Consider the following 17,092-nt stretch of genomic DNA (forward strand, 5'->3'; position numbering starts at 1 on the left):
TTTAAGTTAATCCTTTTTCAGCAAAAAAGCAAAGATAGCGGCTACAGCTTTATATGTATACTCCGGAATACATGAACCTATCTCGTGATGAATAAGAATGTTTGCCAAGGGTTCATCTTCTACAATTTTAATTCCGTTACGTTCTGCCGTCTCTTTGATTTTTTTTGCTGTCAGCCCCTTCCCTGATGCCGTAATTATCGGCGCCTTTGCCTTTAAAGCATAACTAAGAGCTACTGCGCAATCAACTTTTTTTTTATCAATTTTTGTCATAAATCCATTTTATCACAAATATAAAAAAAAACAAGGTAATAAACAAATTTTCAATAGTTTTTTTTATGTAACTTGACTTAAAACCTCTTGTTTTATTATCATAATTATAAGTGAGGCTAGATGTATGCGTAAATTAAAAAATCCATTTTCAGCAACGGCCGGAATTTTATTGATTATACTTTTTTCGGTGTTTCTTCTTTCCGCCCGCTGTTCAAGCAATCCCGAAAATGCGGCAACGGTATATGCCGATTCCGGTCTAAGAACGGAACTGAGCAAAGAGTCTGTTTCTGCCCTTGAAGCCCTTCAAAGAGCAAATCGTGAGCTTACCTCGATGATTTTACCCTCGGTAGTCACCCTTGATGTTATCGAAACAAGAAAGGTACAAAACAATATAGACGGTTTTCCTTGGTTTTTCTTTAACCGCCCTCAGGATCAAAAAGAAGGTCAGGGCGAAAGGGAGTATGAAGCCGAAGGCATGGGCTCAGGAGTCATCGTAAGAAAGACGGGAAAGACCTATTATGCTTTAACAAACCAGCACGTTACCGGCAATGCCAAGACAATCTCGGTTATCCTTTATAACGGGGATAAGGTTCAAGGTAAATTGGTCGGTTCCGATCAGAGGAAGGATGTTGCCCTTGTTTCCTTCGATTATGATAAAGATTTGAGGGTTGCCGTTTTAGGAGACTCAAATACCGTACAGGTTGGCGATCTTACATATGCAATCGGAGCGCCCATGGGTTATGTATCGACTGTTACAAGCGGTATTGTAAGTGCGGTAGGCCGTTCAGGCGGACCGAACAGAAATAACATAAACGATTTTATCCAAACCGATGCAGCTATAAATCAAGGCAACTCAGGAGGCCCCCTCGTAAATATTTACGGTGAGGTTATAGGCATAAACAACTGGATTGTTTCATCGAGCGGCGGCTCCCAAGGTCTTGCCTTTTCGATTCCTATCAATAACCTTAAAAAGGCTATTGACGATTTTATTAATTCCGGTGAAATCAAATACGGCTGGCTCGGTGTTCAGCTTCTTGAGATAAACGATAAGTTTAGAGAAAGCTTAAAATTAAAGGATATTGAAGGCGCCTTTGCAGGACAGGTGTTTTTAGGCTCGCCTGCAGATAAGGGCGGCATCAAACCCGGTGATTATATTACCGAGGTCAATTCAACAAAGGTTAAAAATGTTGACGATATTTTGCGCATTATTGCCGACTTAAAACCGGGAGAAAGCTCATCGTTTAAGATTTTACGCAGGGGAAAAGAGATATCCGCTGCGGTAAAGATTGAAGAAAGGGATGAAAAAAACGTAGCCGATTCATCTAAACTTTGGCCGGGCTTTGTTCCTTCACCATTAACGGACGAGATTATAAAACAATTAGAGCTTAAAAAAGGTCAAAACGGTGTACTGGTAACAAGTTTACAGCCTAAGAGCCCTGCTGCCGTTATGAGCTTGCAGCCCGGCGATCTTATAGTAAGTGTAAACGGAAAAGATATTAAAGATGTTTTAAGCTTTTATGAGGAGCTTTCAAACACGAAGGGTGAAATTTGGTTTGACTTTATAAGAGAAGGTCACAATCTGGTTACCCCTAAGATTAAACGATAACAACATTCTTAAATAATTTTACCTCCTTTTTGGGCTAAGGCGGCAGCTAAAAAAAGCGCTGTTTTAGCCCTCCTTTTTTAGGTGCCTTTGATTAAATTCCAATATCATGTTAAAAATCAATATTAAAAAGATACCGATAGGAAACCAATCCTTATAAGAAGCATAAAATGTTTTTGTGTGCTCATAAATGGGAACTTCCGTATAAAGGGAGCCGGCTTCAAATAAGGGAAGATCTGCTAAAATCTTTCCTTTGGGGTCTACAACTACAGAGTAGCCTGAGTTGGTTGAGCGCACCAAAGTTGTTCTAAGCTCTATGGCTCTAAAGTGAGCTACTACAAAATGCTGATATTCGGCACTCTTTGTTTTGGACCAAGAGTCATTTGTTATGTTTATAAGAACCTCACTTCCCGCATTGTGTAAATTAAGACAGACTGAAGGAAAGGCATCTTCAAAGCATATAGGGGCCGTAAATTTGACTGTCTTTCCTTCCGAATTTTTGATACTAAATACCTTATATTCAGTTCCCGGATTCCATCCTGAAGAAAAGCCGACCAGCTTATCAAAAAAACGGGCAACAAGAGGATTATCTATAAAGGGAATATACTCGGCAAAGGGTACGAGCTGTATTTTTGAATAAACGTCTATAATTTCTCCTTGAGAAGATAAAAGATAGGCTGAGTTATATTGCTTTTCTCCGTCTACATATGGGGAACCTACTAAGATGGGAGAGCCTGTCTCGGCTAAAAAGCGTATAAAAGGATCTCTGTAAGGGATAAATCCGTAAAAATCCTCATTGTCCTTGTATGGAGCTATCAGGGATGATTCGCTCCAAACGATGAGGTCCGGTTTTTTGTCTGCCGGTAAGATCGCCTTACGGCTTAAATTTTGAGAGGTTTTTAGATTTTCTTCAAACCGGGAATTGTCCCAAGGATCCGTGTTTTGCTGGACTATCACGGTGTTTAAAAAGGTTTTAGGCTGCATTTCGGTGAATAAAATTTTTATCCCGTAAATGTTGATAATTAAAACCAAAAAAGAGGTAAAAATAAGGGGGCGTTTAATTTCGTCTAAGTTTTTAAGAAAACCGGCTGAATTTGCCGAAAGGGCATAGCTTTGTAAAATTTCACCTAAGCAGGCTGCAATAAGGGGGACAATAAAGGAAAGTCCCCAAACTCCCGTTATGTCTATAAACTGAATAAGGGGCTTTAAGTTAAAGCAGATCATCGGAGCTGTTCCCCAAGGATAGGCTAAAAAACCTGTAGATTTGGAAATTTCCCAGAGGAGCCAAACTGAGGCGAAGAAGAACGGGCGTAAATTTTTATTTTTTTGAAGACCATGATAAAGTAAAAAACCGAAGGGCATGGCCATAAAAAAATATGCAAGGGTACTGGCTCCTAGCGTAAATATTGCAAAATCTTCAAAAAAAGCAAGCCAAAAGCTTGACATAAAATTTACAAAGGCGGCAAAAAATCCGTATAAAAGGGCCGCTCTTTTATGTGAGCCGCAATTAAGGAATGTATAATATAACAGAATCAAACCTGCAAAACCGGCAAAGGGAGAGCCTGAATTTAAGAATTCATTGGGGATTCCGAGAGAAAATAGGGCTGATGATGCAAAAATACTAAAAAAAGATAAAAAAAAGTGCATATTTATATATCTATTTAATCATTTTTCTTGAAAAATTTCAATATAACGAGTATTATATAATTATGCAAAAAATAGTTACATTTCATATTGACGAATATGGAGATGAGCCTGAAGTATGTGCTGCCGCCCCGGGGCGTTTTCATCTTCTAGGTGAGCATACATGGTTTGCTCAAGGAAATACTCTTTCCATGAGCATTAATCACTGTTTGTATGCTTGTGCATCGAGACGCAGCGATAATAACTTTAGGCTGTTTTCAATTTCGCTTAATGAGCGGAAAAAAATATCCTATTCCGGTCTCAGGTATAAGAGGGAAGACCGATGGGCCAATGCTGTTAAGGCCGTTATTTCGGCATTTAACGACTTCGGCTACCACATTTCCGGTTTGAATTTTACTATTTTATCCGAAATACCTGCGGATGCGGGATTGGGAACTCCCAATGCTCTTAAAACGGCTACTGCCCTTATATTGAGGAAGATGTTTGCTCCCAAACTTACCAAAGGCGACTTGGTCGATATTCTTGAACATGCAAACGTTCAGCACCTAAACACCTATGCTCATAGGGCGGATATTTTATGTGCCCTCTTTGCAAAATCCAATCACTGTGTGCGTACCGATCATCGAAAAAAAACTGCGGATATTTATCCTTTCCCCATAGAGGGGCATTCCATCATATTAACGGATTCCCGCGTACCGCGCATAATTGCCCGTGAAGAGTTGACGGCCCGATTGGATGAATGTGTAGAAGCCTATGAACTGGTAAAAAAACAGCCTGATATGCCTAAAAACATGATGTATTTGACCGAAAAAATGCTTGAAGAGATCGATATCCCCGAATCGGTGCGGAGAAGGGTTACCTATATTATCAGAGAGTCTTTAAGTGTCGATGAAGCTGTGGATGCCCTAAGGCGTAAAGACAATATCATGCTTTCACGTATCTTAAACCGCTCCCATGACGGACTTAGAGACCGCTTTGAGATTTCTTGTCCCGAATTGGACTGGCTGGTTAAGCGCTCCCTTGAGTTTATGGAGCCTTCGGTAACCAACCTTGTGTGTTCACGAATGACGGGAAAGGGCTTCGGCGGCTGTACCTATACTATTCTTAGAGATGAGGATGCAAAAGCTTATATAGAAAAAGTTGGAGACTATGAAAGAATTTTCGGATTTAAGCCTTTGATATATAAGGCTAAGCCCACAGGTTCTGCAAGAACTTTTTGATAAGGCTTGAAGATAGGTGAATTTTTAAGTGTACTTCTCTGCTATTGTGTAAAAAGTTTTTTTTCTGTATAATTTGAAAAAGGGAGGGTTTCATGTATTCCGAATTAAAAGAGGGTGTAAACCTATATAACAAAAAAGACTACCAAGAAGCTTTAGTTTTCTTTTTAAGTGTAAGTACGGAAGATGTTCTTATTAAAATCGAAATAAACTATTATATAGGTCTAATATATTCCCGGCTATCAGAGTATGAGCAGGCTCTCGAATATCTTGAACAGGTCGTTACTGCAAGCAAGGATATTGCAAAGGTTTATCAATGCAGATTGATTTTAGCCTTTATCTACGCAAATACCGGCCGAACAAGGCTTGCAGAGTTTGAACTTTCAAAACTTATTGAAGCCGGCTATGAGTCGGTGCAGGTTTACTCTTCATTAGCCTATGTTTATTATGAACATCATGAAACCGAAAAGGCTATAGACTATTACGAAAAAGCCTTAAAGGCCGCTCCCGAAAACAGCACGGCTCTAAACGGTTTGGCCTACATTCTCGCAGAAACAGATAGGGATCTGACCCGTTCCTTGCTTCTTTGCAAAAAAGCCGTAGAAAAACAGCCTGAAAATCCGGCTTATTTGGATTCTATGGCCCTAATCTACCATAAGATGGACCTTGAGCCGGAGGCTAATTCCTATATTACTCGAGCAAAGGAAAAATTACCCGATAATAAGATTATACTCAAACACTTTGAAATGATAACCGCCGGTGCACGGGAGGCTTAAGATGAAGTTCGCTATAAAATTTCGTATAATTGTTTTTATAAGCTTAATCTTATTTACTCTTCCTATTTTTTCGCAAGATAAGAGTTTTACCGATAATCCGTCCTCGTCGGATAAGAGGGTCGCTTCCGAAGAATTCAGACGGGGCGTTCAAGCCTATTACCGCGGAACCTTTAACGAAGCTATTCTATTATTCGAAAAAGCCCTTTCGTATTTGCCCGGAGAGTCCTTAATTTTAGATTGGCTCGGCAAGGCTTATTACAGCTCCGGGGTTGAGGGGGCCGCCTTAACTCAGTGGGAATTTGCTGAAGCCTCAGGCTACGGCGGAATGCTTTTAAAAAACAAGATAGAAATTTTAAAAGAATCGAGGAGCCTCACTCCCCATTCTTCAGATAACATAAAATATGTAGAAAATTCATCTTTTAGCTCGAAGAACGGAAATGTAGAACTTTTCCGTCAGCCTCTTTCGATAGCTGCCGTTTCCGACGGATCTTTTTGGATGACGGCCTACGGTTCAAACGAGCTTTTGCATTTTAATGTAAACGGTATAATCCTTGACAGAACTCGCGGTCCCATTCAAGGCTTTGACAGACCCTTCGATGTTATAGCCTTATCGGACGGGAATCTCTTGGTTTCGGAATTTGCCGCCGACAGGCTTTCTCTTCTCGATAAAAATGGTTCCTTTATAAAATCTTTCGGAACGAGGGGCAGGGGAAACGGGGAATTCATCGGCCCTCAGTTTTTGGCCGAAGACGATTACGGCAATATCTATGTTTGCGATTTTGGAAATGCAAGGATTGTAGTTTTTTCTTCTGCAGGAGAACCTCTTTTTACCTTTGGAACAAAAAGCGGTCTTTTCGGGGGCTTTACGGCTCCTTCCGGAATAGCTGTAGTTGACGGACTTGTCTATGTTGCCGATGCGGTAAAGGGTGCCGTCTACACCTTTGATACGGCCGGAAACTTTGTACAATCCCTTTTGCCTGAAGGCACATTAAAACAAATAGAGTCGCTTAGAGAGTGGAACGGCAATTTGGTGGCCTCTGCCGGAAACAAGGTTTATCTTATAGACATTGCTTTTTCGACTGTGAGTGAGTTGATGAGCTTGGGAAATGTTCCTACAAAGATTACGGCAGCTGTTCCTGATGTAAATGGAAGTCTTCTTTTGATAGATCATAAAAATCAAACGGTAGAAATAACTTCAAGAATAAATGAGCTTGCGGGCGGTCTTTTTGTGTTGATTAAAAAAGTCTACTCCGATAAATTCCCTGAAGTTTTGATTGAAGTAAGCGTTCAAAATCGGGACGGCAAACAAATTGTCGGTTTGACTCAGGATAACTTTATCATCACGGAAGGTAATAGACCTGTTGCCGACTATGCCCTTACCGGTTCTTCATATTTTAATAAAACCTGCGACATAGCCGTCATTGTTGAAAGATCTCCTAGTTCCCTAAAGGAAAAAGCCTTGATAGAGGCTGCCTTAAAGGAAATTGCAGAAGCCATGCAGGGTAAGGGAAGGATAAGTCTTATTTCGGCATCATCTATTCCCTCTCTTGAGGGTAAATTCTCTCCTGCCGATTTGGTGACCCTACCTAACCGCATAAAGGCTCATGCCTCGCCTGATTGGAAATTCGATCTAGCTTTGCGCCTTGCCGTAGGGGAACTGATAAATGCCGAACAAAAAAGAGCCGTCCTTTTTTTGAATTTCAGCGATCCCAATTCGGATAATTTTAAGCAATATAATTTAAACGATCTTGCTGCATATATGAAAAATAACAATATACATTTTTATCCGATTAGCTTAAAAAAGGGAGCTCCGGCCTCCGAAATGAGTTATCTTGCAAAAAAGACAGGCGGTAAGGCCGCATACATATATGCCGAAAGGGGCTTAAAACCCATCATTGATGACATTATAGAACAGCCCTTGGGAATGTATCAGCTGAAATATACTTCTACCATGTCCACCGATTTCGGCAGGGCTTTTTTACCAGTAGAAGTAGAAGTTCAGCTTTTAAAAAGATCCGGAAGGGATGAAATAGGCTACTTTGCTCCTTTGGAGTAGGGATTGATATAGACATCCATCTGTGGGAAGGGAATCTTGATTTCGGCTTCTTCAAATAGCTCGTTTATCAGCTTAAAAACCGAATTCTTTATTACAAGAAAATCTTCATTTAATCCCCAAGCATAAAAGGCGACTTCTATGCCGGAATTTGCATAAACCGACCATAAAACAAAGGGTTCGGGGTCTTGTAAAATTTGGGGTACACGGTTCGGGATTTCCATTAAAACGGCTTCTACCTTTTCCATATCGGTGCCGTATGCAACGGTTATCTTTGTTTCAATTCTCCTTATAGGAAGGCTTGAATAGTTTATGAGATTTCCCTTTATGACTACCTCATTAGGGATACGCACTATGTTTCCGTCAAGGGTTTTTACCCTGACAGCCATAAAATCGATAGATTCTACATTTCCCGTTATGTCTGCAAGCTGGATGCGGTCGCCTACCTTAAAGGCTTTTTCGGCAAGGACAAAGAAGCCGGAAATTATGTTTGATACCGAGGTTTGGGCTGCAAAACCTATGGCAACACCGGCTATACCGGCAGCTCCGACAAAGGCATTTATGTTTATGCCTAGCTTTTTGAATATTGTCATCAAGATAACTGCCAGACAAGTGTATTGGAGAATCTTTGTTATAAGGTTCTGAATTGCAGGACTTACCTTGTGTTCGGTAAATTTTCTTATGGATTTAATTATAATTTTAAAAAAGATGTATGTAATTAAAATTATTCCCAAGAGGGACAAAACAGACATAAAAAAGGGCAGGGTAAAGTTTTCCCTGAAAAAAATTTGTATTTGTTCTAAGCTTATCTTCATTTTGGTAATCTATCAAATTTTTTGTAAAAAGCCAATGGGGGCATTCTGAATCGGCAGGGCAGCCTCATTAAAGTTTTATCTTTGCAAAAGCTATGCTGTTCAATCATTACTTTGCTGCTATTTTGATGTGTTTATATTTATTTTTTAAATTTTACTAATTATTTAATTTATAACCCTATAATTAGGTGAAGGCAGGGAAGAAAATAATACCTGCAAAGGAGTTATTATGGATGAAGAAAAAATTTTAAATCCCAAGACCGATTGGGTTTTTAAGTTAATGTTCTCTAAAGGTGAAGAAGGCAACAAGGCCCTTATAAGCTTTCTTAATGCCTTTTTGGAAGATTCTTACGGTAAAATCAAAAAAGCCGAAATCCTAAACACCGAACTGATTCGGGACAGGCCGTCGGGTGAAACTTACCGCCTCGATTTTTTGATTAAAACCGACACAGGTCTTCTTGTAGACCTTGAAATGCAGCAGTTTTGGAAAACCAACTATCCAAGGCGGAGTCAAATGTACCTTATGCGGTTAGCTTCTCGTTTTTTAAAATCGGAGCCCAACGAAGACGATTTTTTGTATGCAATAAGCCTCTCTGTCTTTGGCTGCGATGTTCCTAAAAACGCAGAGCTTGTAAAGATGCCTGAAGGTTCTGTAATTCAATATCTTTATGTTGAATTAAACAAGCTAATAGTTTATACTATGAAAAAGAGATTAGAAGAGTATAATCTAAAAGATTTTTGGATAAGATTTTTAACCAACTATGAAGAAGATAAAAAAAGCGGGATGTTGGAAGAATTGTGCAGATTAGAGGAGGGTATAAAAATGGCAGAAGCAACACTCTTTAGGGTAACTGATGAAGAGAGGCGAATGGCAATAGAGCTCTCTAACGAAAAGTACGAGATGTATGTGGAATGTGAAAGGAATGAAGCTAGAAGACTGGGATTAGAGGAAGGCCGTGCCGCAGGTTTAGAAGAAGGTTTAGTCGAGGGCCGAGCTGAAGGTTCATATCAAGCAAAGTTGGAAACAGCAAAAAACTTGCTTGAAATAGGGCTTGCCTTAGAAATAATCTCAAAAGCTACAGGGCTTAGTAAAGAGGAGGTGGAGAAACTATGATTAGTGGAGGCCGGCAATTAAAAACAACCTCCTAGACAAAGCTTCTCATTTTATAGTATAAGTATCTATGAAGTACGGTATTTCTGCTATAGCCTTTGACATTGACGGTACGCTCTATCCTTCATGGCGCTTTAATTTACGTATAATTCCTTTTCTTTTAAAAAATTTTAATTTTATGTCTGCTTTTAATAAGACCCGCAAAGATATTCGATTATGGCAGGAAAAAAATCCCGATAAAGTTTTAGATAATTTTTTTGATTTTCAAGCCGAAATTTTGGCAAAATATGCAGGAAAGAGCAAGGAAGATGTTAAAAATTTTTTGGAGGCTGAAATTTATACCGGCTGGAAAAAGCGTTTTGCAAGGATAAGGCCTTACTTTTTTGCAAGGGAATCTATAGAGGAATTTAAAAGCCGAGGACTTAAAATAGCCCTTCTTTCGGATTTTTTACCGGAACAAAAAAATGATGTATGGGGTATTTTACCCCTTTGCGATGCCGCTTTCGGGACAGAGACTATAGGAGCCTTAAAGCCTTCTCCTCTCCCCTTTAGAAGATTGGCAGAAGCCCTTGATCTGCCTTGCGATAAGATTCTCTATGTGGGAAACAACCTCAAGTATGATGTAGCGGGAGCCAAGGCTGCAGGAATGTACACTGCCTGCATAAAGAGCAGATTATTTATTTTGCTGAAAAAGATTTTTGCTCAAAAAGATACCGAAAAACCTGATATTTATTTTTCAAACTATCGCCAATTATTGAAATTTATGATATAATCTGATATTATAAAAAAAAGGGTGGGAATTTTTAATGAGTTATATTCTATTCAATCTTATAACACTGGTAATTTGTGTGGGTATTATTATTGCTTTTAGACAAAGCGATAAGAATAACCGCTCCATCGAAAAAGCAAAAAGATACGGAGATAAAATAAAGGAAGATCTTGAAGCTTTTGTAAACGAAAAAAATTCTACTTTAAGCGATCTTTCCACAGAATTAGGGGTACAGCAAAGTAAGGCTATTGCGACGGTAAAGCGGCTTGATGAACTTCGAGCCGATTTTTTAGTGCAAAGTCAAACAGTAGAAGAACGGTCTGCTGCCATCAGGGATATTGATAGATATATTACGGAATCAGGTCAAACAATTCAAAAACTTATGGATATGACGGCCTTGGCAGAAAAAAATCTAATGGAAATTACAAGAGAAGCGGACTTTGTCGATTCGCTTGCAAAATCCATCAATAATGCAAGGGCTCAACTTAATAATCTCACCGAGAGTATTCCGGAATTAAAGCAAAATTTTGCAGCCGAAGCCGATGCAAAACTAAGTGAATATAAGAGCAAAATATTGGACGAAATGGGGCTTGTAATTAATGATGTTGAAAACCGCCTTGCTTCAGCCCAAAGAGATACCGGCGAGCTCTTGGAAGTGACGGCTATCAAACTTCAAGACTTATATAAAGAAGCGTATAACTCTGCTGCAGACAAGGCCGGTGCCCTTCAAGAGGCTGCCTTTGCTAAGTTAAAGGAAGAAACGGCGGAAAGGGTTCAAAGCTACCGCAAAGAATTTGAAGAGACAGCTGCAGAGATTGAAGCTCAGATGGATGACAATTTAAGTCAAACAAGACAGATTGCTTCCGATTTTAGGGCAGAATGGGAAACTCAGGCAAAGGACTATCTTGCTCAAATGCAGTCTGATTTTTCACAAACCGAAGAAAATATTTCTTCACGTATAAACTCCATATCCGAAAGATTAAAGGATGCTGAGGATAGTGTTTCGGTGCGCTCGGATGCTCTTTCTGCAGATTTGAGCCAAACGGAAGCTACAATGAGGTCTCAGTTTAATTCCCTTGCTGCGAACTTTCAGGATAACGTAAATTCTCTTTCTAAATTTACGGATAAAAAATTAAATGAATTTAAGATTCAGACAGAAGAGAGATTTACCAAATTTGAAAAGGCTATTGAAAACGTCGACAGCTTAAAAGAAGAAATCGAAAAATCTCAAGGTCTTATCAAAAATGAGATGATGGCCGAATTCTCTTCTTATGTAAATGCTGCAAAGCAAAGCCAGCAGAACTTTTTTAACGAGTTTACAAATAATTCCGAAAAAATACGCGAACGCATGAAGACTATTGATGCAGGCATCGATGATCTAAAAGCTAAGGCCTATACAAACGTTTCGGAAAAACTCAAAATGTTTGAAGACGATTTCTTTGCAGACCTTGCAAAGAGGAGCGAGGCTATAAACTTAAGTTTTGATCAGTGGAAAGAGGATGTTTCCGCCAACATGACTCTTCTTGCTTCTGAAAACGAATCTGCAAGAAAGGATTTGGAAGAAAAATATAAGGCAGAACTGCGTGTAAGACTTGGTCAGGCCGCCGAAGAATATAAGGCCCTTTTTGCAAAACTGGATGACAAGGTTAAAGATGTTGAAGCAGGTTTAAATTCGAGAGTTGCTGCAATGGACGGTACTGTAGAGCAATATATAGAATCCTTCCGTGCAGATATAAATCAGATAAAAGCAAAGGCCTCGCAGCAGCTTGAGACTGAGCTTGCTTCATATAAGGATCAGGTTCGAGAGGCTATATCCAATCAAAATGCAGAACTTGAAAATACCTCAAAGGGCTTGCAAGAAAAGCTCCTTTCAATCCGGGAAGAATCGGAAGCTAAGTTTGAGACAATTAAAAAAGATTTTGAAGCTTGGAAGAGCCGCACAGATCAGCAGTTTACGGATGCCCGCTCCTTCTTTGATGAGAAGATTACAAACTTTGCAGGCTTGACGGAAAATGCCATTAAAAATCTTGATACCAAGTACAATGCCCAATACAAGGACTTTGTAGCAAAGAGCGGAGATGCCTTTAACGGTATTCAAGCTAAGCTTAATTCCGTTGATACCAAGGTTGCAGCTGCAAATAAGGCCATTGATGAACATGCTGCCGAAATAACGAACCGCTTTAATACTGAGGCCGAAAAACTCGATGAGGCAATCAACAAAAGAATCAATGATGCCGCTTCTGAGGCAGAGCAATCCGTACAGGGTATGAATGATATGATTCTCGAAGTAAGAAACCGCCTTGATGAAACCCAAGAGAAGGTCCGCGAAAAGATACAGGCCGATGCAGACCGCCTAAATTCGCTCATAGAAGAGATAGATAAAAAACAAAATGACTTTATTACTCAAACTAAGGTCTTTGAAAGAGCTGACGAGCTAAAAGAGGGTTTAGAGAAAGACATTGCTTCTCTTAAAAATGAGGTTACTAAATTTGAAGTTTATAGAAACGCAATGGATGACTTGGCTCTTCAATATGAGAAGGTTACTCATTTGGAAGAGGAAGCTAAACAAAAGGTCAGCCGCTTTATGAATGAGCGCAAAAATATCGAGCTTCTTGAAGGCGAGTTTATAAAGCTTAATACCCTTTCCGATTCTATGGACAAAAAAATCATCGAGCTTACTGCCGTAAATGATGATTTACAGCAATATCAGGTGCAAATCAGACGGCTGGAAGAGGGTATCGGTGATGTAAACACCCGCTACGAAAGGCTTGAGAAAAAAGAAGCGGTTTTAAACCAAACTCTTGAAAGTATTGATTCCGCCTTTGAAAACCTAAAAGAACTTGAAGCTGATATTAAACAGTTTAAGACTGAGGTAAGTGTAATTCCTCCTGAAATGGAAAAGATAAAGGTAACCCTTGAGACTCTTTTGTCAAATCAGGGCAGGGCTGAAGCTGTTTGCGAGAAGATTGAAAGCGTAGATTCTACATTAGAGGATTTGAATTCCAAGATGGATAACCTAAAGCAGGCCAGAAGCTGGCTTGCCGCCACCGAAACCAGGCTAAAAGAAATTTCAGGCGAATCCGAAGCTCAGTTAAAGCTGATGGCAGACCTCTTTAAGGGAGAAAAACCCGAAAGGAACGAAAGCGGAAGTCCGTCATTAAATGTGCAAGAAAACGTACTAAAACTTTCCCGACAAGGCTGGAAAAACAACGAGATTGCAAAGGCCTTAAACTTATCTCTCGGGGAAGTAGATCTTATTCTTGAGTATGCCGACAAAAGATAAGGCATGAGGCAAGGGCGGCAACGGCCTTGCCTCTTCCTATTATTCCTATGCCTTCGCCGGTCTTAGCCTTTATAAAAATTTGCTTCTTTTCTATTTTTAAAATTCCTGCTATTGAAGCTCTTATTTCTTCTCGGAAGGGAAGGATTTTTGGTTCTTCGATTATTATTACACAGTCAATATTTTGAATTTCCCATCCTTGCTCACTTATCTTTTCCCATACCATCGATAAGAGATCTGCAGAATTTGCATCCTTCCATTTTTTATCGATTGGAGGAAAAAATTCTCCTATGTCGCCCATGCCGCAGGCTCCGAGAAGGGCATCGGTTATGGCATGAAGGAGGACATCTCCATCCGAGTGGGCTTTTTCACCTTTTTTAAAAGGAATATGGATTCCGCCTATCATAAGTTTTTTTCCTCTGATCAAGCGGTGTAAGTCGTAGCCTAGGCCTGTTCTCATTTTATATCTTCCTTAAAAGTTATTTTTTTGTTGGATATTTCTCCCGGGCAAATAAAAACGTCTCCTGCGAATTCTCCGTAAATCTCACTGTCGTCTGTATACTCTTTCCCGTTTCCTGAAGCTTTTTTGTGAGCGGCCAATATCTTTTCAAAGTCGAATCCTTGCGGAGTTTGTACTGAGAATACGGAACTGCGTTTGAGGTGCCGGGTTATTTTACCGGATTTGTCGGCTATTTTTTGCGTATCAACGGCTTGATAGCCGGGGATTACCGCTCCGTTTTTGCTTAACTCATCAGAAACGAATTTTATAAGCTCAGGACTGACCCTGGGGCGGGCCCCGTCATGGATTAATACAAAGTTAAAATCGGCTTCGTTTTTTTCTTTAAGTTCTTCAAGTTTAACAAGTGCCTTAAAGACGGAAGCCTGTCTTGTATCGGCACCGGCTGCAAAGATTATTTTTGTATTTTTTTCAAGCAGAGTTTTTGCTATTCTCTTATCTTTAAAAATTAAACTTTCGGCTTTTGAAATATCGCTGGAGGGAACAGTGATAACTATTACGTCAAACAGCTTTGTTTGCAAAAATTTTAAAAGACATTCGGAGAGAACCGTAACGTCCTCTCCGTATTCAGGTAATTTTAAATATTCTTTTTTTGTGTCTAAATTCATCCGTTGGGATTTGCCCGCTGCAGTTATTACAGCTGCAAAGCCTAAACTTTTAATCGTCCTCATACATATCCGAATCTTCTATGTCGTCTTCATCCATATCGTCATCGTCAAGTCTTTCATCCTCATTTACGATTAAGTCGTCATCGTCATCATCATATTCATCTTTGAATTTTTCTATCGGGCCGCCGAGCGGTTCAAGGTGTAAGTGTATGGATGCCTCTACTTCGGTTTTCGTCATCTTTAATGCTGCTGCTATTTCGTCTTGAAAAATTCTATAGGCTGAGTCGTAGAGCTTTCTTTCCTGAATGGGAAGCTCCTTTGTTTTGCTGCGCTGGTAGAGGGAGCGTACAACAGAGGCTGTGTCCAAGATTTTTCCGCTTTTAAATAAATCCATATTCATTTGATAGCGTGCCTTCCAATCTATGGGGATGGGTTCAAAATCTTCAGACAGGAATTTGAGGGCTGCTTCAGCTTCTGTCTTTGTTACTATGCGCCTTATTCCAAGATTATCGATTCCGGTAATAGGAACTAAGACCGTCATATCGGAGTCAGCCAGATAAATAACATAATAGTCTATAACTTCGCCGGCTATCTCTTTTTTGGTGATATCGGTGACAGTACCAACACCCTGACCCGGGTAAACGACAACTTCTTTTGCGGAAAAAACAAATTTCTTACTCATATGTTTGAGCATTATAGCATAAATATTTTTTTTAGTCTACGAGGCTGAATTTTTGCCTTTAGCACTACGTATGAAAAGGTCTAGCTGTATGAAAAATCGCTGTCTCCTATAAATTCTCGCAATATGGATTGTCCATGCACAAAACCGGCCGGAAGAGGTAAAAAGTTTCCTAAAAAGGTTAATAGTCTCGATGCTTCGTTGTATTCCTTTTGATTCGGCTTTACAGCCTTTAAAAGAGGTTCTGCATAAACCTTTAAGACTGAAAGCTCGTAGTCCAGGGCTGTGTTGAAGACTGCATCGGCGTTTCCTTGGAAGGGGAAAATATATTTTGATTCTCCGCTTCTTACATCGCCCCACATTCCTATTGTCCTTGCTGCAGGGCTGCCTCTAAATTGGGCATCCCGTACTATGCGTCTTATAAGTCTGTTGTCCGAAGTCGGAATGCGGTTATGGTCATCCAAATTAAGCTGGGTCAGGGCTGAAAGGTAGACCTTAAATTTTAATGACTCGTCTATCTTTGCCGTAAGTTTATCGTTTAGAGCATGTATTCCTTCAAGTATAAAGATGGTGTTTTGTTCGGGAGTGAACATCTTGCCTTCAGGACGGCGGCTGCTCACCTTAAAATCGTAGGAGGGCATTTCGACTGTTTCGCCCTTAAAAAGGCGGAGGAGTACATCGTTTAAAAGCTCAATGTCCAAGGCTTCAACGCATTCAAAGTCGGGCCGCCCGTCTTCTTTTTTCGGCGTTTTGGCTATGCCGAGGTAAAAATCATCAAGGCTTATAACCTTAGGCACATAACCAAGGACCTTAAGCTGCATTGAAAGTTTTTTGGCGGAGGTAGTCTTTCCTGAGCTGGATGGCCCTGCTATCAGGATTACCCGTGCTGTTTTTTTAGCCGTTACTTTTTTTGCTATTTCTGCGAGTTTATTGTTTTGGAGTATCTCGGTAATCTCGACATAATCTTTTATTTTTCTTGAAGTAATTAAATCGTTTAGCTGACCTACCGAGGAAACGCCTACCAGCTTTCCCCATTGTTTATACTCTTTATAAATTTCAAAAAGATGGGGTATGTCTTTAAATTCTGAAAGTTTTGTAGGACATGAGGTCCTCGGAAACCTGAGTAAAAAGCCGTTATCATAGGGCATTACATCAAAGACCTTAACCTCTCCTATTCTATCCATGAGGGGCTGAAAATAAAGGTCTTCATAGCTGCCTAAACGGTTTATTAAAATGCGAGGCTTGCTGGTATAGTTTAAAAGCCTATAGGTGTCAGGCTGATTTGAGTGTTCGAATTTCTCCAAAGCCTCTTCGTAGGAAAGCCAATGGGTATCGATAGGCATGTCTTGAGCTACCATCTCATCCATTTTTGCCTTGATAGCCTTAAAGTCTACCTTAGATGAATTTTTTCCTTCGAGGGTGTAATAATAACCGTAATCCAAACTGTGCCCCATTAAAAGCCTTAAGCCGGGATAGAGTTCCTTTGCAGCTGCTGCCAAAATAAGGCAGAGTGTCCTTCGGTAAAAATTTGAGCCCTCACGGTCCGTTAAGGTTACCGGCTCTATCTTGGATTGTACATCGATGGTTTTATTTAAGGGTAGTACTAAATTGTTGACCTTTATGCCTACTATAGGAGCAGGGGAGGCCGGAAAATATTGCACCAGCTCACGTGCCGACACAGGATGAACAAATTCTTTTTGAGTTCCGTCAGGAAAGGTTATTTTAAATGAAGCCATGAGACTCTCCTTTGTAT

14 protein-coding genes are annotated in these 17,092 nt (G+C 40.0%); 7 read left to right on the forward strand and 7 right to left on the reverse strand.

Going from position 1 to position 17,092, the window contains the following annotated elements; all coding sequences use genetic code 11:
• Window positions 1–6: 6 nt before the first annotated feature.
• On the reverse strand, window positions 7–270 hold the full coding sequence (locus E4O07_RS02335; protein WP_253687060.1) for an EscU/YscU/HrcU family type III secretion system export apparatus switch protein: 264 nt from the start codon (window positions 268–270) through the stop codon (window positions 7–9).
• A 124-nt stretch (window positions 271–394) separates the two neighbouring features.
• Here E4O07_RS02335 and E4O07_RS02340 point away from each other — a divergent pair, with 124 nt between their 5' ends.
• Window positions 395–1,876, forward strand: coding sequence for a Do family serine endopeptidase (locus tag E4O07_RS02340; RefSeq protein ID WP_253687061.1), 1,482 nt, complete (start codon window positions 395–397; stop codon window positions 1,874–1,876).
• Window positions 1,877–1,939: 63 nt separating this feature from the next.
• On the opposite strand, the gene lnt is transcribed toward E4O07_RS02340, so the two are convergent.
• Window positions 1,940–3,520 carry an apolipoprotein N-acyltransferase gene (gene lnt, locus E4O07_RS02345; RefSeq protein WP_371921943.1) on the reverse strand — a complete coding sequence of 527 codons (1,581 nt, stop codon included), beginning with the start codon at window positions 3,518–3,520 and terminating at the stop codon, window positions 1,940–1,942.
• A 62-nt stretch (window positions 3,521–3,582) separates the two neighbouring features.
• Between lnt and E4O07_RS02350 the strand changes: the two genes are divergently transcribed.
• From E4O07_RS02350 to E4O07_RS02360, 3 genes are all read left to right on the forward strand, one after another.
• Window positions 3,583–4,737, forward strand: a complete 1,155-nt coding sequence (locus E4O07_RS02350; protein WP_253687062.1) for a galactokinase — start codon at window positions 3,583–3,585, stop codon at window positions 4,735–4,737.
• A 92-nt stretch (window positions 4,738–4,829) separates the two neighbouring features.
• Window positions 4,830–5,510, forward strand: coding sequence for a tetratricopeptide repeat protein (locus E4O07_RS02355; RefSeq protein WP_253687063.1), 681 nt, complete (start codon window positions 4,830–4,832; stop codon window positions 5,508–5,510).
• Window position 5,511: 1 nt separating this feature from the next.
• On the forward strand, window positions 5,512–7,566 hold the full coding sequence (locus E4O07_RS02360; RefSeq protein ID WP_253687065.1) for an NHL repeat-containing protein: 2,055 nt from the start codon (window positions 5,512–5,514) through the stop codon (window positions 7,564–7,566).
• Here the strand turns inward: E4O07_RS02360 and E4O07_RS02365 are convergent.
• Window positions 7,545–8,378 (reverse strand): mechanosensitive ion channel family protein, encoded by an 834-nt coding sequence (locus E4O07_RS02365; RefSeq protein ID WP_253687067.1) that lies wholly within the window; start codon window positions 8,376–8,378, stop codon window positions 7,545–7,547. The genes E4O07_RS02360 and E4O07_RS02365 overlap by 22 nt on opposite strands.
• A 226-nt stretch (window positions 8,379–8,604) precedes the next feature.
• Here E4O07_RS02365 and E4O07_RS02370 point away from each other — a divergent pair, with 226 nt between their 5' ends.
• The 3 genes from E4O07_RS02370 (at window position 8,605) to E4O07_RS02380 (ending at window position 13,538) form a co-directional block, all read left to right on the forward strand.
• Window positions 8,605–9,489: a PD-(D/E)XK nuclease family transposase gene (locus E4O07_RS02370; protein WP_371921944.1), complete on the forward strand. Its 885-nt coding sequence runs from the start codon at window positions 8,605–8,607 to the stop codon at window positions 9,487–9,489.
• 67 nt (window positions 9,490–9,556) lie between these two features.
• A complete protein-coding gene (locus tag E4O07_RS02375; RefSeq protein ID WP_253687069.1) occupies window positions 9,557–10,258 on the forward strand; it encodes an HAD family hydrolase in 702 nt (233 codons plus the stop codon).
• 34 nt (window positions 10,259–10,292) lie between these two features.
• Window positions 10,293–13,538, forward strand: a complete 3,246-nt coding sequence (locus tag E4O07_RS02380) for a SpiroCoCo family coiled-coil protein (RefSeq protein WP_253687071.1) — start codon at window positions 10,293–10,295, stop codon at window positions 13,536–13,538.
• On the opposite strand, the gene ispF is transcribed toward E4O07_RS02380, so the two are convergent.
• The 4 genes from ispF to E4O07_RS02400 form a co-directional block, all read right to left on the reverse strand.
• Window positions 13,510–13,995, reverse strand: coding sequence for a 2-C-methyl-D-erythritol 2,4-cyclodiphosphate synthase (gene ispF, locus E4O07_RS02385; protein ID WP_253687073.1), 486 nt, complete (start codon window positions 13,993–13,995; stop codon window positions 13,510–13,512). The two genes, E4O07_RS02380 and ispF, sit on opposite strands and share 29 nt — an antisense overlap.
• Window positions 13,992–14,723 (reverse strand): IspD/TarI family cytidylyltransferase, encoded by a 732-nt coding sequence (locus E4O07_RS02390; RefSeq protein ID WP_253687075.1) that lies wholly within the window; start codon window positions 14,721–14,723, stop codon window positions 13,992–13,994. The genes ispF and E4O07_RS02390 overlap by 4 nt, the downstream gene beginning before the upstream one ends.
• Window positions 14,710–15,342: a CarD family transcriptional regulator gene (locus E4O07_RS02395; protein ID WP_253687076.1), complete on the reverse strand. Its 633-nt coding sequence runs from the start codon at window positions 15,340–15,342 to the stop codon at window positions 14,710–14,712. The genes E4O07_RS02390 and E4O07_RS02395 overlap by 14 nt, the downstream gene beginning before the upstream one ends.
• A gap of 80 nt (window positions 15,343–15,422) precedes the next feature.
• A complete protein-coding gene (locus E4O07_RS02400) occupies window positions 15,423–17,075 on the reverse strand; it encodes a nucleoside kinase (protein WP_253687078.1) in 1,653 nt (550 codons plus the stop codon).
• Window positions 17,076–17,092: the final 17 nt, after the last annotated feature.

Source organism: Treponema sp. OMZ 798 (genome assembly GCF_024181385.1).
Lineage (GTDB): Bacteria > Spirochaetota > Spirochaetia > Treponematales > Treponemataceae > Treponema_B.